The sequence below is a fragment of the Acidipropionibacterium thoenii DSM 20276 genome (assembly GCF_000423445.1).
GTDB classification, from domain to species: domain Bacteria; phylum Actinomycetota; class Actinomycetes; order Propionibacteriales; family Propionibacteriaceae; genus Acidipropionibacterium; species Acidipropionibacterium thoenii.
Genome location: NZ_AUHZ01000009.1, coordinates 47,555 through 68,560 on the forward strand (window position 1 = coordinate 47,555; position 21,006 = coordinate 68,560).

Annotated in this window: 14 protein-coding genes; 9 read left to right on the plus strand and 5 right to left on the minus strand. The window is 66.8% G+C overall.

Annotation, left to right across the window (positions count from 1 at the left end; translation table 11 throughout):
• The first annotated feature begins 95 nt into the window (after nt 1-95).
• The 6 genes from secD (at nt 96) to thrC (ending at nt 8,374) form a co-directional block, all read left to right on the plus strand.
• Complete coding sequence (secD, locus tag G554_RS0103885; RefSeq protein WP_027586881.1) at nt 96-1,751, plus strand: protein translocase subunit SecD; 1,656 nt, start codon at nt 96-98, stop codon at nt 1,749-1,751.
• A gap of 1 nt (nt 1,752) precedes the next feature.
• Nucleotides 1,753-2,883, plus strand: coding sequence for a protein translocase subunit SecF (secF, locus tag G554_RS0103890; RefSeq protein ID WP_051232389.1), 1,131 nt, complete (start codon nt 1,753-1,755; stop codon nt 2,881-2,883).
• Nucleotides 2,880-3,428 carry an adenine phosphoribosyltransferase gene (locus G554_RS0103895; RefSeq protein ID WP_027586883.1) on the plus strand — a complete coding sequence of 183 codons (549 nt, stop codon included), beginning with the start codon at nt 2,880-2,882 and terminating at the stop codon, nt 3,426-3,428. The genes secF and G554_RS0103895 overlap by 4 nt, the downstream gene beginning before the upstream one ends.
• Nucleotides 3,429-3,448: 20 nt before the next feature.
• Complete coding sequence (locus G554_RS0103900; protein ID WP_027586884.1) at nt 3,449-4,534, plus strand: potassium channel family protein; 1,086 nt, start codon at nt 3,449-3,451, stop codon at nt 4,532-4,534.
• A 73-nt stretch (nt 4,535-4,607) separates the two neighbouring features.
• Complete coding sequence (locus G554_RS0103905) at nt 4,608-6,929, plus strand: RelA/SpoT family protein (RefSeq protein WP_027586885.1); 2,322 nt, start codon at nt 4,608-4,610, stop codon at nt 6,927-6,929.
• Between the two features lie 20 nt (nt 6,930-6,949).
• Nucleotides 6,950-8,374, plus strand: coding sequence for a threonine synthase (thrC, locus tag G554_RS0103910; RefSeq protein WP_027586886.1), 1,425 nt, complete (start codon nt 6,950-6,952; stop codon nt 8,372-8,374).
• A 12-nt stretch (nt 8,375-8,386) separates the two neighbouring features.
• Here the strand turns inward: thrC and G554_RS0103915 are convergent, their stop codons facing one another.
• On the minus strand, nt 8,387-9,670 hold the full coding sequence (locus tag G554_RS0103915) for a DUF349 domain-containing protein (protein ID WP_027586887.1): 1,284 nt from the start codon (nt 9,668-9,670) through the stop codon (nt 8,387-8,389).
• Between G554_RS0103915 and G554_RS0103920 the strand changes: the two genes are divergently transcribed.
• The 3 genes from G554_RS0103920 to G554_RS0103930 all read left to right on the plus strand — a co-directional run bounded on the left by G554_RS0103920 (nt 9,663) and on the right by G554_RS0103930 (nt 13,251).
• Nucleotides 9,663-10,337, plus strand: a complete 675-nt coding sequence (locus G554_RS0103920; protein WP_027586888.1) for an MBL fold metallo-hydrolase — start codon at nt 9,663-9,665, stop codon at nt 10,335-10,337. The two genes, G554_RS0103915 and G554_RS0103920, sit on opposite strands and share 8 nt — an antisense overlap.
• A 123-nt stretch (nt 10,338-10,460) precedes the next feature.
• Complete coding sequence (hisS, locus tag G554_RS0103925; protein ID WP_027586889.1) at nt 10,461-11,819, plus strand: histidine--tRNA ligase; 1,359 nt, start codon at nt 10,461-10,463, stop codon at nt 11,817-11,819.
• A 130-nt stretch (nt 11,820-11,949) separates the two neighbouring features.
• Nucleotides 11,950-13,251, plus strand: coding sequence for a DUF222 domain-containing protein (locus G554_RS0103930; protein WP_084648294.1), 1,302 nt, complete (start codon nt 11,950-11,952; stop codon nt 13,249-13,251).
• Nucleotides 13,252-13,277: 26 nt separating this feature from the next.
• Here G554_RS0103930 and G554_RS0103935 read toward each other — a convergent pair whose 3' ends face one another.
• From G554_RS0103935 to G554_RS0103950, 4 genes are all read right to left on the minus strand, one after another.
• On the minus strand, nt 13,278-13,844 hold the full coding sequence (locus tag G554_RS0103935; protein ID WP_027586891.1) for a GNAT family N-acetyltransferase: 567 nt from the start codon (nt 13,842-13,844) through the stop codon (nt 13,278-13,280).
• Nucleotides 13,845-13,876: 32 nt separating this feature from the next.
• Nucleotides 13,877-14,824, minus strand: a complete 948-nt coding sequence (locus G554_RS0103940) for a cation diffusion facilitator family transporter (protein WP_071162147.1) — start codon at nt 14,822-14,824, stop codon at nt 13,877-13,879.
• 31 nt (nt 14,825-14,855) lie between these two features.
• Nucleotides 14,856-16,535, minus strand: a complete 1,680-nt coding sequence (locus G554_RS0103945; protein WP_084648296.1) for an ATP-binding cassette domain-containing protein — start codon at nt 16,533-16,535, stop codon at nt 14,856-14,858.
• A 72-nt stretch (nt 16,536-16,607) separates the two neighbouring features.
• A complete protein-coding gene (locus G554_RS0103950) occupies nt 16,608-20,972 on the minus strand; it encodes an acyl-CoA dehydratase activase-related protein (protein WP_027586894.1) in 4,365 nt (1,454 codons plus the stop codon).
• Nucleotides 20,973-21,006 lie beyond the last annotated feature (34 nt).

The following is a 21,006-nucleotide window of genomic DNA, read 5'->3' on the forward strand; positions in this document are numbered from 1 at the left end:
GAGGCGTCGGCGACCGCCGGCGTCTCCTGATCACCGACCAAGGACTCCGATACGTGGCTAGTACCCAGCACAAGCCCCACCCAGGCAGAACCCTCATCATCTTCCTGGTGGTCATCGCCGCGATGTACGGGCTGATGGCATTCACCCACTCATGGTCCCCACGGTTGGGCCTGGACCTCAAGGGGGGAACCACCATCACCCTGACGGCCCAGACCACCGACGGCAAGGCACCCTCGGCGGCCAACCTGGAACAGGCTCGCAACATCATCCAGCAGCGAGTCAACTCGATGGGCGTGGGGGAGTCCTCGGTCAAGACCTCCGGGGATCGCAATATCGTCGTCTCGGCCCCCAATGTGAACTCCGACCGGCTGCTGCAGATGGTCGGTCAGACCGCTCAGCTGGGATTCCGCTTCGTCTACGCCGAGGCGGCCGTCCAGGCGGCCGCCGGGCCCTATACTCCGACCGGTCTGCCGAGCGCTCCTGCCACCCCGACCCCGACACCCAGTGCCTCGGCCTCGGCGGGGGCAGCCTCGGCCAGTCCCGGTGCCTCGGCCTCGGCGGGGGCCGCCTCGGCCAGTCCCAGTGCCACCCCCACCAGCTACTCCGACAAGGACGCCAAGGCCCAGGCGGCGCAGGTCAAGGCCGCCCAGCAGTGGCAGCCCAGCACCGCCGACCAGCAGGCCTTCACCGATTACAAGTGCGGCCAGAGCGTCAAGGCCCAGGATCAGAACGCGTTGGTGACCTGCAATCGTGAGGGCACCATGAAGTTCCTGCTCTCCCCGGTGGCGCTGCCCGGAACCCTGGTCACCAAGGCCACCTCCGGTATCCCGCAGGGCAACGTGGCCTATGTCGTCAACCTGACCTTCAACTCGATCGGGGCCACCAGCTTCGGTACCGCCACCACCTTCCTGTGCTCCCAGCAGAGCCCGCAGAACCAGTTCGCGGTGGTCCTGGACGGCAAGGTGATCTCCAATCCGCAGCTGGACGGCACCAAGGGCTCGTCCTGCCCGATCACCACCGGCCAGGCGGAGATCTCGGGCAACTTCACCCAGTCCTCGGCCGAGGAACTGGCCAATATCCTCAAGTACGGTGCCCTTCCGCTGTCCTTCACGGCCTCCAGCGTGGACACCGTCTCCCCCACTCTGGGAGGTGAGCAGTTGAGGGTCGGCCTGATAGCCGGCCTGATCGGCCTGGTCCTGGTGGCCGGCTACTGCATCCTCTACTACCGGGGTCTGGGGCTGGTGGTGATCAGCTCGCTGGTGATCGCCGGTGCCTTCAGCTACGCCGCCATGGTGCTGCTGGGGGAGGCGATGGGATTCACCCTCTCGCTGGCCGGCATCGCCGGTGCCATCGTGGCGATCGGCATCACCGCCGACTCCTTCATCATCTACTTCGAACGGATCCGCGATGAGATCCGGGAGGGCCGCACCCTGCGCACCTCCCTTCAGACCGGTTGGCGCAAGGCGCGCGGCACCATCGCGATGGCCGATGGCGTGCAGTTGCTCTCGGCCGTCATCCTGTTCATCCTGTCGGTCGACCAGGTGCGAGGCTTCGCCTTCACCCTGGGCCTGACCACCGTGATCGACCTGTTGATCTGCTTCTTCTTCACCCATCCGATCGTGCTGCTGCTCGGCGGCACCAGGTTCTGGGGTACCGGGCGCACCGGCTCGGGGCTGGAGCCCCAGCACATGGGAGTCACCGAGGCCCAGCTGCTGGGACGCCGGGCCCACCACGTACGAGAGGAGGCCTGAGATGGCTGAACTGCCAGAGACGCCGAGGACGCCCGCGAGGACGGGCTTCGCCCATGCGCTGTACACCGGCGCGATCTCCTACTCTTTCGTGGGACGCCGCAAGGTCTGGTACATCCTGTCGGCAGTGATGATCCTCATCTCGGTCGGCGGCTTGTTGGTCCGCGGGCTGAACCTGGGCATCGACTTCCGCGGCGGTGTCGCCTTCAATGCTCCGGTGGCAGTGAACTCCAGCACCATCGACACGGTGCGCCAGGCCGTTGTCTCATCGGGGCCCGGTGATCTGGACGGCACCGAGGTGGTCACGGTCGGTACCGGCCATGTCCGGGTGCAGACCCGCCCGCTGAGCCCCTCGGAGACCACCACGGTGCGCCAGGCGATAGCCAGGGTCACCGGGGCCCAGGCCGACGCCGTCACCTACACCAATGTCGGGAGCCAGTGGGGACGCCAGATCACCCAGAAGGGACTCCAGGCCTTGGCGGTCTTCCTGGCTCTGGTGATGATCCTCATCTGGGTCTACTTCCGTGACTGGAGGATGTCGGTCTCGGCGATCGTCGCCATGCTGCATGACATCGTCATCACCGTCGGGGTGTACGCCCTGGTGGGCTTCACGGTCACCCCCTCGACCCTGATCGGGGTGCTCACCATCCTGGGCTACTCGCTGTACGACACGGTGGTGGTCTTCGACAAGGTCCGTGAGAACACCGCGGGCCTGGCGGGCACCGACGTCACCTACTCCGAGGGCGCCAACCGCGCTGTCAACCAGGTCCTGGTGAGATCCATCAACACCACCATCATCGGCGTCCTCCCGGTGGCGGCGCTGCTGTTCGGCGGAGCCTTCCTGCTCGGCTCGGGACCCCTCGAGGATCTCGGCCTGGCGCTGTTCGTCGGCATGATCATCGGCGCCTACTCCTCGATCTTCATCGCCACCCCGCTGCTGGCCCAGATGCGCGAGCGCGAGCCCGAGGTGCGCAAGCACACCGAGGCCGTGCTGCGACGTCGCGAGAGGGCCGCCGAGGAGGGACTGCGGGTCAGCGCCGAGACGGTCGCGACCGGATCCACAGAACTCACCGATCTTCCGGCCACCATCCGGAGCCAGCCGGTTCGCAACTCCCGATCAGCGAGGCAGAAATGAGTCTCAGCAGAACCGACCTGATCGCCTCCCTGATCCGTTCGGTGCCGGACTTCCCCAAGCCGGGAGTCGAGTTCAAGGACATCACCCCGCTGCTCGGCAACCCGAACGGGTTCGCCGCTGCCATCGAGGCCCTGGTGGCCTCGGCATCACGGGATCTGGACGTGGTGGTCGGCATCGAGGCGCGCGGATTCGTCTTCGCCGCCCCGGTGGCGCTGGCTCTGGGGATCGGCTTCGTGCCCGTCCGCAAACCCGGCAAGCTGCCCTGCGAGGTGTTCGCCAAGAGTTTCGACCTGGAGTACGGCTCGGAGACCCTCACGATCCACCGCGATGCCATCCCGGCCGGTTCCCGGGTGATGATCGTCGATGACATCCTGGCCACCGGCGGCACTCTGGCCGCCACCGCAGGTCTGCTGCAGGACCTCGACGTCGAGCTGGCCGGCGTCGCTGTGCTGATGGAGCTCGAGGGACTGGGTGGCCGGCAGATGCTGGCCGAGCACGGGGTCGACCAGGTTGACGCAGTCCTGAAGGCGTCAGTCCAGTCCTGACAGGGCTGAACGGGGACCCGATGGCCGAGGAGCAGATGGCGGACAGCACCGGACGCGTGATCCGTCGTACCGCGATGGTGAACCTGCCCTTCAAGGCCCACAGCCCACTGGTCCTGCTGGGCCGGAGGGCGATGCTGGCGTTCATGCTGATGGTGGTGAGCACCGCGATCGTCTACTTCGATCGTGGTTCCTACATCGACAACGTCACCCACACCCCGATCGGTTTCGTCGACGCGCTGTACTACTCGACGGTCACCGTGACCACCACCGGCTACGGGGACATCACTCCGCTGACCCCCTCGGCACGGCTGATCAGTGCCGTGGTCATCACACCGTTGAGGATCGGCTTCCTGGTGCTGTTGGTGGGCGCCACCCTGGAGGTGCTCGCCAATGAGGGCCGCCGGGGACTGCGGGACGCGAGCTGGAGAAGGCATATGCGCAATCACACCGTCGTCATCGGATACGGCACCAAGGGTCGCTCCGCGATCGCCACATTGATGGCTCACGACGTGCCGTTGGACCGGATCGTCGTCATCGATGCCAAGTCCACCGCGATCGCCGAGGCCAACCGGCACGGCCTGGCGGCCTTCGAGGGAGACGCCACCCGTCGAGACCTGTTGCGTCGGGCCGAGGTGGCCAAGGCCCGTGAGGTCATCATCACGCTGCCTCGCGATGACACCGCCATCCTCACCACCCTGACCGTCCGCCAGCTCAACGCCCGCTGCCACATCGTGGTGGCCGGCCGCGAGGAGGAGAATCTCTCGCTGCTGCGCGAGTCCGGGGCCAATGCGGTGGTCACCTCGGCCGATGCGGTCGGCCGGCTGCTCGGGTTGACCACCGTGAACCCGCATGTCGGCGAGGTCGTCGACGACCTCATCTCCAGCGCCCACGGCATGGAGGTCATCCAGCGGATGGTCAGTGCCAACGAGGTCGGCGCCCGGCCGGCCGATATCGTCAACGAGCGGGTGCTGGCGGTGGTGCGCAATGGCACGCTGCGGAACTTCTACGACCCGATGCTCGACAAGTTGGAGACCGGCGACTCGGTGATCGTGGTTCGCCGAGCGCTGACCCGGCGGCGCGGCGCCCCTCAGCCGCCGCACAGCTGAGGAGGGTGGCACTAGACTGGCGGCCAGCCCGGACCCGAGAGCAGGTCAGGCAGGATGGTCAGGGAGGTCGATCGTGGCTGAGGAGAGCGTCTACGGGCCCTACGGGGCTCGCAGCGGGGCGCCCGGAAAGCCGCAGGCCCAGGTCCAGCCGACCCCCCAGCCGCGGATGGGGATGCGCGAGAGGATCGTGCGTTGGCGGGCCCCCAAGCCGCCGGTGCAGGCCGTCCTCGACCCGCTGATGTCGACCGTGCTGGCCTCCCACGCCAATGCCGATGTCGGACTGCTGGAACGGGCCTATGAGACCGCCGACCACTACCACCGGGGCCAGACCCGGAAGTCGGGGGATCCCTACATCACCCATCCGCTGGCGGTCGCGATGATCCTGGCCGAGCTGGGGATGGACGACCAGACGCTGTGCGCCGGGTTGCTGCACGACACCGTGGAGGACACCTCCTACACGATGGAGCAGCTCACCGCCGACTTCGGCCAGGAGGTCGCCCTGCTGGTCGATGGCGTCACCAAGCTGGACAAGGTGCAGTACGGCTCCTCGGCCAAGGCCGAGACGATCCGCAAGATGGTCATCGCGATGAGCCGCGACATCCGGGTGCTGGTGATCAAGCTCGCCGACCGGCTGCACAATATGCGCACCATCGGCTTCCTGCGCCCCGACAAGCAGAACCGGATCGCCCAGGAGACCCTGGAGATCTTCGCGCCGCTGGCCCATCGACTGGGCATGAACGCGGTCAAGTGGGAGCTGGAGGACCTGGCCTTCTCCACCACCCAGCCCAAGGTCTACGACGAGATCGTTCACCTGGTCGCCGAGCAGGCCCCGCAACGGGAGAAGCAGCTCACCGAGGTCATCGAGATCGTCCGCCAGGATCTGGCCGAGGCCGGTATCAAGGCCACCGTCTACGGGCGTCCGAAGCACTACTACTCGATCTACCAGAAGATGGTGGTGCGGGGCCGCGACTTCTCCGACATCTACGACCTGGTGGGGCTGCGGATCCTGGTCGACACCTCGCGCGACTGCTATGCCGCCCTGGGGGTGATGCACGTGCGCTGGAACCCGCTGCCCGGCCGGTTCAAGGACTACATCGCGATGCCGAAGTACAACATGTACCAGTCCCTGCACACCACCGTGCTGGGCCCCGGCGGGCGCCCGGTGGAGCTGCAGATCCGCACCCACGAGATGCACCGGCGTGCCGAGTACGGCGTCGCGGCGCACTGGAAGTACAAGGAGAACCCCAACTCGGTGGCCAAGGGGGTGCAGGCCGACGGCACCGAGCTGTCGTGGGTGCGCAGCCTCAACCAGTGGTCCAGGGAGGAGTCGGATCCCGGCGAGTTCCTCGACTCGCTGCGCTTCGAGATCAACTCCACCGAGGTCTACGTCTTCACTCCCAAGGGCGATGTGATGTCGCTGCCACAGGGGGCGACGCCGGTCGACTTCGCCTACGCGGTGCACACCGAGGTCGGGCACCACTGCATCGGCGCCCGGATCAACGGCAAACTGGTGCCCCTGGACACCCAGCTGACCAATGGCGACATGGTCGACGTGCTCACCTCCCATGCGCCGGATGCCGGGCCGAGTCGCGACTGGCTGACCTTCGTCACCAGCCCCAGGGCCCGATCCAAGATCAAGGCCCACTTCACCCGGGAACGCCGCGAGGAGTCCATCGAGGCCGGCAAGGACGCCATCGCCCGGCAGATCCGCCACGGCGGGCTGAATCTCCAGTCGTTGCTGACCGTGGAGTATCTCACGGCGGTCGCCGACGATCTGAAGTTCGCAGACATCAACTCGCTGTACGCCGCGGTGGGGGAGCACAACGTGGGGCCGCAGGCGGTTGTGGAACGGCTCATCGCCCTGGGCGGGGGCACCGAGGAGACCCGCGCCGAGGGGCAGGAGGACACCGCTGTCGAGGTGACGGCCCGCAGGCCGCGCAAGCACAGCGAGTCCGGGGTCGAGGTGGACGGCCAGCCCGACATGCTGGTGAAGCTGGCGCGCTGCTGCACCCCGCTGCCGGGGGACCAGATCATGGGATTCGTGACCCGCACCGATGGCGTCTCGGTGCACCGCACCGATTGCAGCAATGCCAAGCATCTGCTGGAGTACCCCGAACGGATCGTGCCGGTCTCGTGGGCCGGAGAGCCCGAGGAGGGATACCTGGTCACCGTCCAGGTGGAGGGGCTGGACCGCTCCGGACTGCTCTTCGACACCTCCCGGATCCTCGCCGAGCAGGGGGTCTCGATCCTGTCGGCCAATGTCAGCGCCTCGAAGAACCATCTGGCCCGGCTGCGGCTGACCTTCGAGTCCCCCGACCCGACCCATCTGCGCCACCTGGTGGAGTCGATCAGGCGCATCTCAGGGGTGTACGACGTCTACCGGGTCAAGTCCTGACTGCCACTAGGCTGGAATCCGTGCGTTATCTCTCCACCCGCGGACTGCCCGACGACCCCCACCCCGGATTCTGGGACATCCTGCTGGAGGGGCTCGCCCCGGACGGTGGGCTCTACCTCCCCGACAGCTACCCGCAGGTCGACGCGACGATCCTGCAGAGCTGGCGCGAGATACTGGACGACGAGGGCTACCCGGCGCTGGCCCAGGCGGTGCTGTCGCTCTACATCGACGACATCGACCCCGCCGACCTGACGCGGATCTGCGAGTCGGCCTACAGCCCGGAGGTGTTCTCCAGCCCTCAGGTCGTCCCGGTCGACGAACTGGATGGCGGGCTGTGGCTCGCCCACCTGTCAGGTGGCCCGACGGCGGCCTTCAAGGACATCGCCATGCAGCTGCTGGGGCGGCTCTTCGAGTTCGAACTGGCCCGCCGCGAACGCGGCCTCACCATCCTCGGCGCCACCAGCGGGGACACCGGATCGGCCGCCGAGTACGCGATGCGTGGACGCACCGGCATCCGGGTCTTCATGCTGACGCCGGCCGGTCGGATGACTCCCTTCCAGCAGGCCCAGATGTTCAGCCTGGACGACCCGTCGATCGTCAACATCGCCGTCGACGGCGTCTTCGACGACTGCCAGGATCTGGTCAAGGAGGTCTCGGCCGACCTGTACTTCAAGCACCGCCACGAGATCGGCGCGGTCAACTCGATCAACTGGGCCCGACTGGTCGCCCAGGTGGTCTACTACGTCGCCTCCTGGCTCCGGGTCTCCCGTGACGGCGGGCCGGTGTCCTTCGCGGTGCCCACCGGCAACTTCGGCGACATCATGGCGGGCCATGTGGCACGGATGATGGGGCTGCCGATCGACACCCTGGTGCTGGCCACCAATGAGAACAATGTCCTCGACGAGTTCTTCAGCACCGGGGTCTACCGGATCCGGTCGGCAGCTGAGACGCTGGCGACCTCCTCGCCCAGCATGGACATCTCGAAGGCCTCGAACTTCGAGAGGTTCGTCTTCGATCTGGTCGGCCGGGACTCCGCGAGGGTCCGGGAACTGTTCGGCGACAGGCTCGCCAATGACGGCGAGTTCGACCTGTCAGGAACCCCGGAGTTCGCCTCCATCAGGCAGCGGTTCGGGTTCGTCTCCGGTTCCTCGAGCCATGCCGATCGGCTGGCCGCGATCGCAGATGTGGATCGCCGCGACGGGGTCCTGATCGATCCGCACACCGCCGACGCGGTGACCGTCGCCAGGCGTCACGTGCAGCCCGGGGTGCCGATGATCGTGCTGGAGACCGCGCTACCGGTGAAGTTCTCAGCCACCATTCAGGAGGCCACCGGACGCCTTCCGGAGCGCCCGGAGAGGTTCATCGGGTTGGAGGACCGGCCACGCCACGTCATCGAGATGGCCGATGACGTGGCGGCGCTGAAGGCCTTGATCGCCGGGAAATGAATCGGCGAGCTCTCAGGCGCTGAAGTCGTCGAGGGTCTTGCGGGCCTGATCGAGCCAGGTCTGGTAGGTGCCGATCGACTCGCGTGCCTTCGCGGCGTCGGTGGTCTTACCGGCCGCCTCGGCCTTCTGGGCATCGGCGGTGAGCTTGTCGATCTGACCCTGGAGCATCGCGACGGTCTCCTCGGCACGCTCCCGCGCCTGCGGATCGGTGCGCTTCCACTCCGCCTGCTCGGCGGAGTGGACCTTCTCCTCCAGGGAGCGCAGGCGGGAGTCGATCCGGCGGATCGCGTCGCGCGGCACCTTGCCGAGTTCGTTGAACTGATCGAGGAAGGTCCGGAACTGCTCCTTGGCGGCGCTGACATCGCTGATCGGCAGGATCTGCTTCTCGGCCTCGTCCAGCAGCTTCACCTTGGCATCCAGGTTGCCCTTGAACTCCTCGTCCAGCTCGCTCATGGCCGCGGTGCGGGCGTCGAAGAAGGTGTCCTGGATCTTGCGGAACTGCTTCCACAGTTTGTCGTCGACCTCCCGGGGGGCCGGGCCGGCCGCCTTCCAACGGGCCATCAGATCGCGGAAGTCGCGGGCGGTGGGGCCCCATTCGGTGGAGGTGGCCAGCGGGGCGGCCTCGGCGATGATCGCCTCCTTGACCTTGCGGGCCTCCTCCCGCTTGGCGTTCTGCTCGGCGAACTGGGCCTTGCGGCGTCGGGTGTAGGTGGTGCGGGCGGTGGAGAATCGGTGCCACAGCTCGTCGTCGGTGGTCTTGTCGATCCGCGGAAGCTTCTTCCACTCATCGAGCAGGTTGCGGAACTTGGTGACGCCGCCGCGCCAGTCGGTGCCGGCGGAGATCTTCTCCGCCTCGGAGACCATGCCCTCCTTGGCCTGGCGGGCCTTGGCCTGGGCATCGGCCTTCTCCTCGCGCTGAGAGGCGGCCTTGGCCTCGATGTCGGGAGTCAGCGCGTCCAACCGCGCCGCCAGGGCGGCCAGATCGCCGACCGCATTGGCCTGCAGGATCGAGGAGTGCAACTTCCCGGCGGCCTGCTGGGCATTGTGGGGGGACAGCCGCCCCGACTTCAGCCGGGACTCCAGCAGATCCACCTCCGTCTCCAGGGACTGGAACCGTCTGACGAAGAACTCCAGGGCCTCCTCGCCCGTGGCATCGGGGACCTGTCCAACAGCCCGTTCCCCCTCAGGGGTACGGACATAGACGGTCCCGTCCTCGTCGACCCGACCGAATGACTGCGGACCTGCTACCTGACTCATAAGGGCCATCTTGCCCGATATGGTGGCTGTTGTGTTCATCGCCTCCTTCGCAACCGGCCCGTGGCAGGCCAATTGCTACCTGCTGGCGGCCGGCCCCGGGTCCGACTGTGTCATCGTCGACCCCGGAATGGGGGCCATGGAGATGCTCTCGCAAGGCCTCACCGAGCATGATCTGAGGCCGGTCGCAGTGGCTGCCACCCACGGCCACGTCGACCACATCGGCTCGGCCCGCGAGGTGAGCGGTGAGTATCAGGTGCCGGTGCTGTGCCCGGTTGCCGATCGTCACCTGCTCTCGGATCCGATGGCCGGGCTGATGGCCGAGGCCGCGCCGCTGCTCGAGCAGTTCTACGGCAGCACGCATCTGGAGGAGCCCGACGAGGTGGTCGACGTCGAACCCGACTCCCATCACGACGTGGCCGGATTCGACCTCGAGTTCATGCACGCCCCCGGCCACACCCCGGGGTGCTCGATGATCCGGTTCGTCGACCAGGAGTACGGACCGATCGTGATGTCCGGTGATGTCGTCTTCGCGGGTTCCATCGGACGCACCGACCTGCCCGGTGGCGATGCCACCGTGATGGCTCACAGTCTGGCCGAGGTCGTCGCCGGGCTGGATGATGCCAGCCAGCTGCTGCCCGGCCATGGCCCGGCCACCACGATGGCCTACGAGCGCCAGACCAATCCCTATCTCCAGGGGCTGGGCTGAGACGCCCTGCGTCTCGTCTGCTGCACCGTGTAGACATTCATCAGATCGGCCGAGCGACTCGGCGGATCGACCAGCTCAGTTGAGAACCAGCCCAGTCCGTCACAAGACCCGAAGGAATCATTGATGTCCCGCCTCAAGCCGCTGTCCGGTTTTCCCGAGTTCCTGCCGCAGGGGCAGATGGTGGAGAACCATGTCGTCCGGATTCTTGAGGACACCTTCGAGCTGCACGGATTCGCCCCGGTGACCACTCGCGCGGTGGAGACCATGGAGTCGCTGACCCGCAAGGGTGAGATCGACAAGGAGGTCTACGTCGTCTCCCGGCTGCAGGCCGATGAGCACGACTCCCACAAGGACAAGGACCAGCTCGGCCTGCACTTCGACCTCACGGTGCCGTTCGCCCGTTACGTGCTGGAGAATGCCGGTCACCTGGACTTCCCCTTCCGGCGCTACCAGATCCAGAAGGTCTGGCGTGGCGAGCGGCCCCAGGAGGGCCGCTACCGGGAGTTCACCCAGGCCGACATCGACATCGTCGGCTCCGAGACGCTGGCCGAGCACCACGACGTCGAGGCCCCGCTGGTGATGCTGAAGGCTCTCGAGAGGCTGCACGTGGAGCTGGGCTTCCCGCCGGTACTGATGCATGTCAACAACCGCAAGCTCTCGGAGGGGTTCTACCGGGGGCTGGGCATCGAGGAGCCCGCCGCAGTGCTGCAGCGGGTCGACAAGTACGACAAGATCGGTCCCGAGGCGGTCCACGAGCTGCTCACCGATGAGCTGGGGTTGAGCACCGAGCAGGCCGACAAGTGTGTGGCACTGGCAGGGATCTCCGCTGCCGACCACTCCTTCATCGATCAGGTGCGCGAGCTCGGGGTGGCCAACGAGATGCTCGAGGAGGGGCTGGACTCTCTCGACCGGGTCGTCACCGCGGTCAACAAGGTGGTGCCCGGCCGGATGGTCGCCGACCTCAAGATCGCCCGCGGACTGGACTACTACACCGGCACCGTCTACGAGACCGAACTGGTCGGCCACGAGTCGATGGGTTCGGTGTCGTCCGGCGGGCGCTACGACTCGCTGGCCTCCGACGGCAAGCACACCTACCCCGGCGTCGGGATCTCGCTGGGACTGACCCGGCTGCTGGCACCGGTGATCTCCAAGGGGCAGCTCGGTTCCACCCGCGCGGTCCCCAGCGCGGTGCTGGTGGCGGTCAACACCGAGGAGGAGCGCGGGGTCTCCGAGGCTGTCGCACGTTCCCTGCGGACCCGTGGAATCGCCTGCGAGGTGGCACCGAGGGCCGACAAGTACGGCAAGCAGATCAAGCATGCAGACCGGCGCGGGATCCCCTTCGTGTGGTTCCCGGGAGTTGTCGGCAAGGTCGGCTCCGACCAGGTCAAGGACATCCGCTCCGGGGATCAGCGCGACGCCGACGCGGCGGTCTGGGAGCCCCCGGCCGAGGACCTGCACCCCGGTGTCGTCGGTCAGTGGTGAGGTGAGCTCGCCGGCCACCGGTTGCTCTGAATAATTGGTGCGGGATAATTGCTGCGGGGAATTGTCCAGATCATGAGATCGGCGGGATTCCGGCGGAAAAAGTGTCAGTGCTGCCTGGTTCAATTGATACATGGAAACCGAACCCCTCGATGACTGGGCAGGAGGAATCGCTGCGCGGTCGGCCAGGCAAAGACTGGCCGACGCGCAGATAGCTGTTCGGCGGGCCGAGGTGGAGAAAATCCACGCGGTGCTGGAGATGATTGATATCTGGCCGATTCCTGAAGAGCTGGACATCGGGCATCCCGTCGCCGAGCGTCATGTCCCGGCCGGGGCTGCTGGTGCTGGAGAGGTGGGTCAGTTCGTGACCCTTGAGGTCGCGGCTGCCCTGGGAGTCTCCGAGCCGGCGGCCTGGATGCTGGTGCATGGCGCCGCGAACCTGCGCTCCCGTCACCCGCTGATGTGGCAGCAGGTCCAGGATCTGCAGGTGGAGGTGTGGCAGGCACGCAGGATCGTGACAGCCTGCCGGGAGCTCTCCCTGGAGGCGGCTCTGGAGGTGGACCGAAAGCTGTCTCGTCACTGGGGTTCGGGTCTGGGATTCGGCATGATCGAGAAGAGGGCCAGGGGATACATCGTCACCGCCGACAAGGCCCTGGCGCTCAGGAAGGCCAAGGCGGCCCATGACGAGAGGTATGTCTCGATCAGGCACAACGGTGACTCCACCTCCATGGTGATCGCCAGGATCGCCACCGCAGCGGCGCTGCACCTGGAGGACTCGCTGGGCCGGCTGGCCGATCATCTCATTGCGGAGGGCGCCCAGGAGGCGTTGCCCTTCCTGAGGGCCAAGGCCCTGGAGATGATCGCCACCCCTTACCTCCCCGAAGGAGCCGGTGGCCTGTCGACCGCGAGTCCGGCACCGGTGCTGCCGCTGGCCGATGTGATGGTTCACATCAGCGCAGAGGATCTCGACCCCACGACGTGGGCCGGAAGCCTCGCCCAGGTCGCCACTCGGGGCGGGGACGTCGGACCTGTGCTGCTGCCCCAGCTGGCTGACCTGCTGGGGCACTTCAGGATCCGGGTGGTCCCGGTCATCGACCTCAATCAGGACCTCACCTTCGACGGGTATCAGATCCCCACCCGGATGAGGATGCAGATGCAGCTGCGGGAGGACACCTCGGTGTTCCCGTACTCGTCACGCAGGTCGTGGGGATGCGACCTGGATCACACCGAGCCGTTCAGGCCCGGCAGCCCGGCCCCGCCGGGCCAGACCCGGACCTCCAACCTCGGTCCGCTCTCCCGATCCGAGCACCGCGCCAAGACCAACGGCGCCTGGACTGTCGAGCAACCCGCCCAGGGCCTCTACCTGTGGACCTCACCGACCGGAATGCGCTTCGCCGTGGTCAACGGCCACACCCACCGACTGCCCGGACAGTAGCCACCGTGACGTGCAGCTGAAGCTCCTCAGTCAGGCTGGGCCGCTCGCCATTCCGTCGCAAGGATGCCGTGATAGCAGGAGTCGCAGATCCCCAGGGAGGAGTGGTGAGCCTGGCGTCTGATGCCCTCCTGGCGCAGCCCTGCCTTCGTCATGACCCGTCCGGAGGCGGGATTGCGGGGGTCGTGGACCGATTCCACCTTGTGGGCTCCGACCTGACCGATGAGGAAATCGGTGACGGCTCGAAGTGCCTCAGTGGCCAGACCCTGGCCCCACCACTGGCGTCCGTAGCAGTATCCGATCTGGAAGAGGGCGGCGGCTCTCACCAACGCGACCACGTTGATGGTGCCGATCAGCACGCCGGAGTCTCTCAGAGTGACGCCCCAGGCGTACCAGTCGGGCTCGAGGTAGTGGGATGTCCAGTCGGTGAGCACTGATCTGGACTCATCCACGTCGGGATGGGCGAGCCAGCCCAGATGCCGGGTCACCTGCGGATCGGACGCCCAGTTGTCGTACATCTCCTGGGCATCATCGACGGACAGCCGCCGCAGCACCAGGCGGTCGGTGGCCAGAGTGATGGTTCCCAGGTGATTCACGCCCGTGAGCCTACCGACGCCCGCCCGAGTCCTCAGTGGCGAAGATGCTCGTGGTCGCGATGCTCGGGGGAGTCGACCTGGAAGGTCGAGTGCGTGACAGCCACCGGGAAGTGGGAGGCCACGCACTGCTGGAGGCTGTGGACCATCTGGACACGCGAGTGCTCGTCGATCTGCGCGCTCACGGTGACGTGAGCGGTCAGGGCCACATTGCCGGTGGAGATGGTGGTGACGTGCAGGTCATGGACGTCGTTGATCCCGGGCACCGAGAGGATGTGCTCACGGACCTCCGAGAGCTCAAGCCCCTCCGGCGTCTCCTCCATGAGGATCCGCAGCGAACGACGCAACAGGATCGCCGCCCGCGGGGCCATCAGGGCTGCGATGAACAGGGCGGCCACGGCGTCGCCGTAGTGCCAACCGGTGGTCACCGCGACTGTCGCTGCGACGATCACGGCCAGCGATCCCAGCGCGTCATTGGCGACCTCCAGGAAGGCCGCCCGCATGTTGAGGGAGTCTCCGCGCCCGCCCGAGAGAATCAGAAGCGACACGGCATTGGCCACCAGCCCGATGACGCCGATCGCCAGCATCGCACCGGCATCCACCGGTGTCGGGGACAGCAGCTTCTGGACGGCCTCCCAGGCGACCAGCAGGCAGATGATGAGCAGCATTCCGGCCTGCAGGGCGGCGGCGATCACCTCGGACCGTTCCCACCCCCAGGTGTGCCGGTCATCGCGCGGCCTGGCCATCAGCACCGTGGCGATCAGGGCGATCACCAGACCGGTGGAGTCGACGGCCATGTGCCCGGCGTCGGCTGCCAATGCCAGCGACCCGGTCACCACCGCTCCGACCAGCTCGACGACCAGCACGACGACGGTCACCGCCAGGGCAGCCGTCAGGCGACGCCGTGAGACGCCATGACCGCCGTGCTCGTGCGCCAATGACTCCCCATGGTCGGACACGATGTTGAGAACCCTTCTCTTCATACCCGCAGGGGGTATATGGACGGGCTCAACGTTACCGCTTCGCCCGCCGGTCCGAGACATCAACGACTGATCCGCCGACGCCGGCGTGGTCCGGCGACACCTCGATCCGTCGCCAGCCGGCCAGGCCCAGCAGCTCCGCATGGTGGCTCACCAGCACCACCGACGCGCCTGCCGTCAGCTCCAGGAAGGAGTCCAGCAGTGCCACCGCGGTGTCCACGTCGATGGCCGAGATGGCCTCATCGAGAAGGTAGACCGATGACCCCGACAGCAACCCCCGTGCCAGCAGGGTGAACTGCCTCTCGCCCCTCGAGGCCACCGTGATGTCCGGCAGCCCTGCCAGCCTCTGATAGAACCCGGTGCCACCCGACAGCCGAGTCAGCAGCGCCTCATCCCAGTCGAAGGCCCCGTAGTAGGTCGCATTGTCGCGGAATGAGGAGTGGAAGACCGGGGAGCCGTCACCGGAGTAGAAGACGGCGTCGCGGGGATCGGCGAGCGTGCCACCGGCCACGGTGACGACGCCGCTGTCAGCCGGGGAGAAGTAGATCGACTTGAGAAGTGTGGTCTTGCCCGAACCGGACGGCCCGCACAGCAGCACCCTGTCGCCGGGGGCCAGGCTGAGCCGGGGAAGAACCAGGCCACTGTCCTCGGACGAGACCGAGGAATCGGGGGAGCGGCCGCCGGTCCTCACCGACACTCCCTGGACTGGCACCTCCCGGCACCGTAACCTGCCGACCCCCGCGTCGATCGACGGCCGCCAGGAGACCTTCCCGGCCACCGTCTCGAACTGGGCCCTGATCTCATCGGTGGAGTGGATGGCGTTGATGCTGTAGAGCACATCGCCCAGCGGGGAGAGGAAAGCCTTGGCGTAGCCCAGGGTCGCCGCCACCGCACCCACGGATATCTGGCCCCGGAGGCAGGCGGCGCCAGCCACCACGAAGGACAGGAAGTACACCAGCTCGGTACAGGTTCCCGATGCTCCGTCGGCAATGGTCTTGCGTCTGCCGTAGCCGAATCTGGCCCGGGCAACGCTGCTGGCCTGGCTCCAGTGCGTGCTGGCGAAGGCCGATTGTGCCCGCGGTGGGATCTGCAGACGAGCGCGCAGGAACTCCTCGATGCGGGTCGTGTAGTCCTGCAGCACCGAGTAGTACCGGCTGGCTGCTGCTGACAGCCGGGTCCGGAACGGCCGGGGGACCGCCAGGGCGACCAGGGACATCGCGAAGATCGTGACTGCGATCAGGGGACTGGTGTACCAGGCCAGGACCACGCCGTAGACCAGCATCGCGATGCAGTCCTTGACGATGGCGACCAGCGGAGTCAGATAGTCCTGCTCGAGTTTGGTGACGTTGTTGGTGACCTGCGAGAGTTCGGCGCCAGCGCCCTCAGCACTGTGCCAGTCCTCCGGTGGCTGACCCAGGAACGCCAGGAAGTACTGCTGCTTGGCGGAGCGGTCGAATCGCACGGAGACCCGCCACCAGATCAACTGCGCCACGATCTCACAGAGAAGTCCCACGAGCAGCAGCACCAGATATTTCATGGCAATGCTCATCAGGCTGACCCGATGGTGGATCAGAACATCATCCACCAGCATTCCGGTGAGCGCCGGAAGTAACGCATAGGAAATGCTTCCCACGGTGTCGACGCCGATATTGAGGGCAATACCGGCCCGTATCTCGCGAATAATCCGGGCGAGGGCTGATCCACCATGGCACATGATTGTCGGTATATCAGGTGGCGATGGTGACCTCTCGGCCGGGGAGAGCAGCCGCGCCGCCGAGACCCGGTCTCAGACCTCGGCCATCTCGTGAGGAGCGAGCGAGGCCGTCGCCGGTGAGGTGGGGATGTCCTGGTCCTGGCCGGCATTGCGGTCGCGGGCGGTGGCGGCCATCAGCTTGATCCGGTTGAGCTGGTTCACCTGGGATGCCCCGGGGTCGTAGTCCACCGAGACAATATTGGCCTGCGGGTACTGACGTCGCAGCTCCCGGAAGATGCCGCGTCCGGTGACATGGTTCGGCAGGCAGGCGAACGGCTGCACGCAGGCGATATTGGGCACATCCTCGCGGATCATGTCGACCATCTCGCCCACCAGGTACCAACCCTCACCGGCCTGGTTGCCCAGCTGGACGATCTTCTGGGCCTCCTCCATCAAGGTGGTGATCGGGGTGGCCGGCTCGAACCGCCGGCTGCGGGCCAGCTCGGCGTCAATCGGCTTCTGGTACTGCATCAGCAGCGCCCGGAAGGCCTTCTTGACGTGCCGGCCCCATTTGTCGGTGCCGAAGGTCTTGTAGTTGTAGTCGCCGGAGGACAGGCAGTTGTAGACGAACCACATCAGCCCGGGCAGCACGGCCTCGCAGTCCTCGGACTCGATGGTCTCGACGATGTGATTGTTGGCATCGGGGTGGAACTGCACGAGGATCTCGCCGAGCACCCCGACCCGTGGCTTGCGGGGGACATCGCGCAGCTCCAGCCGATCGAAGTCCTCGACGATCCACCGGATCAGCTTCTTGTAGGAGGTCGAGGCCCCCAGCGTCTGGGAATGCCGACCGGTGAGGAAGTGTTCCCGGCAGATCACCGTCCAGTGCTCCATCAGGGCGTCGGCCGACCCGGCGACCGTCTCGTAGGGACGGGTGCGCAGGTGCACCTTCTGCAGCAGGTCGCCCAGCGAGATCGCCTGGATCATCTTGTGGACCAGGGGTGCGGTCAGCGAGAAGCCCGGATTCTCCTCGACCCCTTGAAGGCTGGCCGCGATCACCGGGATGTGGCCGAAGCCGGCGTCCTTGAGTCCCTTGCGCAGCAGTGCGATGTAGTTGGTCGCCCGGCACATCCCACCGGTCTGGGTGAGGAACAAGGTGGTGTGGTCCAGGTCGTAGCGCCCCGATCTCAGGGCGCCGACCAGCTGTCCGATGACCACCACTGCGGGGAAGCAGGCGTCATTGTTGACCAGCGACAGGCCGTACTCGATGTCGGACCTCGGAGCGGTCCTGAGCACCTCCACCCGGTACCCGGCGGCCTGCAGGGCCGCCTCGGCCAGCGCGGTCTGGTAGGGCGCCAGCTGCGGGATGAGGATCGTGTGGGTGGCCCTCATCTCCTTGGTGAAGGGCACCCGGTCGTCGCTGACGGGATGGGCGACCAGCGGCCGCTCGTGACTGCGTCGATCCTTCGCGGCGGCCTTGAGGGAGCGCAACCGGATCCGGGCAGCACCCAGGTTGGAGACCTCGTCGATCTTGAGACTGGTGTAGATCCGGTCACGCGCGGACATGATCTCGCGCACCTGATCGGTGGTGATGGCGTCCAGCCCGCAGCCGAAGGAGTTGAGCTGGACGATCTCCAGATCGGGGCGCGAGGCCACGAAGGCGGCGGCCTGGTAGAGCCGAGAGTGGAACATCCACTGGTCGCGCACCCGCAGCGGTCGCTCCAGCAGATCGGCGCCCAGGTGGGCCACCGAGTCCTCGGTGAGCACCGCCAGACCCAGCGAGTTGGCCATCTCGGGAATGCCGTGGTGGATCTCGGGATCCACGTGGTAGGGCCGTCCGGCCAGCACGATTCCCGGCACATGGTGCTGTTCCATGTAGGCCAGCGCGTCCTCACCCATCCTGCGGACGTCGGCATGGAATGCCCGGTCCTCGGCCAGTCCCTTGTCGATGGCCTCGCGGGCCTCCTCGTAACTCACCCCGTCGTCGCCGAAGACCTCGGCGAGCCGCTCAGCGAGCTTCTCGGGATCGGCCAGCGACAGGAAGGGCGAGATGAGTTCGACGTCCTTGTCGCGCAGATCCTCCACATTGGCTCGCAGCACCTCGGGATAGGAGGCCACCACCGGGCAGTTGAAGTGGTTGTCGGCCGCCGCCACGGTCTGCTGCTCGAAGCGGATGCAGGGGTCGAAGATGCGGGTGACGCCGCGCTCGATGAGGTCCTCGATGTGGCCATTGTTCAGCTTGGCGGGATAGCAGATGTTCTCCGAGGCGATCGACTCCATGCCCTTGTCGAAGAGCTCATGGGAGGAGCGCCCGGAGATCATCACCCGATACCCCAGGGCCGACAGGGTGGTGAACCAGAAGGGGTAGTTCTCGTACATGTTGAGCGCCCGCGGCAGGCCGAGATCGCCACGGAAGGCCTTCTTGGCGGTGAGACGCCGGTAGGAGAAGAGCCGCTTGTACTTGGCCTCGAAGACATTCGGGAGCTCGGACTTGGGACGCCGCCCGGCCGCCTTGTTGTCGACCTCGGCACCCCGGTCGCAGCGGTTGCCCGAGACGAACACCCGCCCGTCGGAGAAGGTGGAGATGGTGCGCTGGCAGTGGTTCTGGCACAGCGTGCAGTCGTCGCGGTGGGTCTCCACCGCGAACCCGTCGAGCTCGGCGCGCTGACGCAGCCCCGGCGTCGTGCTGGGCTCACCGGCGTGGAACCGGGCCCGGGCCGTCATCGCGGCCCCGAAGGCCCCCATCAGACCGGCCTCATTGGGGCGGACCACCTCGTGGCCGGTGAGCAGCTCGAAGGCTCTCAGCACGGCGTCATTGAGGAAGGTCCCGCCCTGGACGACGACCCGCTCGCCCAGCTGGGCCGGATCGGTGAGCTTGATGACCTTGTAGAGAGCGTTGCGGATCACCGAGTAGGACAGTCCGGCGGCGATGTCACTGGGGGTGGCGCCCTCCTTCTGGGCCTGCTTGACCGAGGAGTTCATGAACACGGTGCAGCGGCTGCCCAGATCCACCGGATGCTCGGCGAGAAGGCTCATCCGGGCGAAGCTGCGGATGTCGGTGTCCATCCCGGCGGCGAAGGTCTGCAGGAAGGAGCCGCAACCCGAGGAGCAGGCCTCGTTGACGCTGATCGAGTCGATGCAGTCGTCGAAGACCTTGAGGTACTTCATGTCCTGGCCGCCGATGTCGATGATCGAGGTGACGCCGGGGCACAGGTGCTCAGCAGCCCGGTAGTGGGCCATCGTCTCGACCTCGCCGTCCTCGGCCCCCAGGGCGGCCTTGACCAGACCCTCCCCGTAACCGGTGGTGCAGGTCCGGGCGATCCGGGCACCCTCGGGAAGACTGTCGTAGAGGTCGGCGAGGATCTCCACCGCGGCGTTGACCGGATCGCCCTGGTTGGAGGCGTAGTGGGAGGCCACGATGGTCAGCGACTCGTCCAGCAGCACCGACTTGATGGTGGTCGATCCGGCGTCGATGCCCAGGAACAGATCACCGCGGGCCGCCGACAGCGGCTTGACCGGCAGCTTGGTGCGCGCGTGACGGGCGTGGAAGGAGTCCAGCTCCGCCTGGTCGTGGAACAGCGGGGGCATCGACTGGCTCACCCCGGTGGCGGTGCGGGCGGTGGTGGCCCGGCGGGCCAGATCGGCCAGGCTGATCGGCGAGGACTCGGCCCTCAGAGCCGCTCCCATCGCGACGTAGAGCTGGGCGCGGCGCGGCGTCACGAAGCTGTCGGCCTTGCCGTCCAGCAGACCGGCGAAGGCCTTGCGCAGGCTCGGCATGAAGTGCAGCGGACCGCCCAGGAAGATCACCTGGCCGCGGATCGGACGCCCGCAGGCCAGACCTGCGATGCACTGGGTGGCCACCGCCTTCATCACCGAGGCGGCCAGATCCTCGTGGCGGGCCCCCTCGTTGAGCAGCGGCTGGAGGTCGGACTTGGCGAACACCCCGCAGCGCGAGGCGATCGGATGGGTGGTGGTGGCGTGCAGCGCCAGCTCGTCGAGGCCCGGTGCGTCGGTGTGCAGCAGAGTGGCCATCTGGTCGATGAAGGCCCCGGTGCCGCCGGCGCAGGAGCCGTTCATCCGCTGCTCGGGGACCGGCTTGAGGTAGGTGATCTTGGCGTCCTCGCCGCCCAGCTCCAGCAGCACGTCGGCATCGGGATTCCAGTGCTGGACGGCGGCGGTCTCGGCCATCACCTCCTGGATGAAAGGGACGTCGAGGGCATCGGCGGTGCCCAGTCCGGCCGACCCGGTCACCGAGACCCGCACCATCGCGGCCGGCAGCGCCGCGGAGACATCGCCCAGCAGCGAGGAGATGGCGCCGGTGATATCGGCGTGGTGACGCCGGTAGTCCTCGAAGACGATGTCGGCGCCGTTGAGGGGGTCACCATCGAAGACAACGGCCTTGATGGTGGTCGAGCCGATGTCCAGGCCCATCCGCAGATCTGCTCTCCCGGTGTCCATGGGCCTATTTCAACACCATGGAAATCCGCTCCTG

Excerpts from the sequence above, each read along its gene's own strand:
- G554_RS0103895 (WP_027586883.1), top strand. The coding sequence starts at position 2,880 with ATGAGTCTCAGCAGAACCGACCTGATCGCCTCCCTGATCCGTTCGGTG.
- G554_RS0103940 (WP_071162147.1), bottom strand. The coding sequence starts at position 14,824 with ATGAAGAGAAGGGTTCTCAACATCGTGTCCGACCATGGGGAGTCATTG.
- G554_RS0103930 (WP_084648294.1), top strand. The coding sequence starts at position 11,950 with ATGGAAACCGAACCCCTCGATGACTGGGCAGGAGGAATCGCTGCGCGG.
- hisS (WP_027586889.1), top strand. The coding sequence starts at position 10,461 with ATGTCCCGCCTCAAGCCGCTGTCCGGTTTTCCCGAGTTCCTGCCGCAG.
- secF (WP_051232389.1), top strand. The coding sequence starts at position 1,753 with ATGGCTGAACTGCCAGAGACGCCGAGGACGCCCGCGAGGACGGGCTTC.
- G554_RS0103900 (WP_027586884.1), top strand. The coding sequence starts at position 3,449 with ATGGCCGAGGAGCAGATGGCGGACAGCACCGGACGCGTGATCCGTCGT.
- G554_RS0103950 (WP_027586894.1), bottom strand. The coding sequence starts at position 20,972 with ATGGACACCGGGAGAGCAGATCTGCGGATGGGCCTGGACATCGGCTCG.
- G554_RS0103945 (WP_084648296.1), bottom strand. The coding sequence starts at position 16,535 with ATGTGCCATGGTGGATCAGCCCTCGCCCGGATTATTCGCGAGATACGG.
- G554_RS0103915 (WP_027586887.1), bottom strand. The coding sequence starts at position 9,670 with ATGAACACAACAGCCACCATATCGGGCAAGATGGCCCTTATGAGTCAG.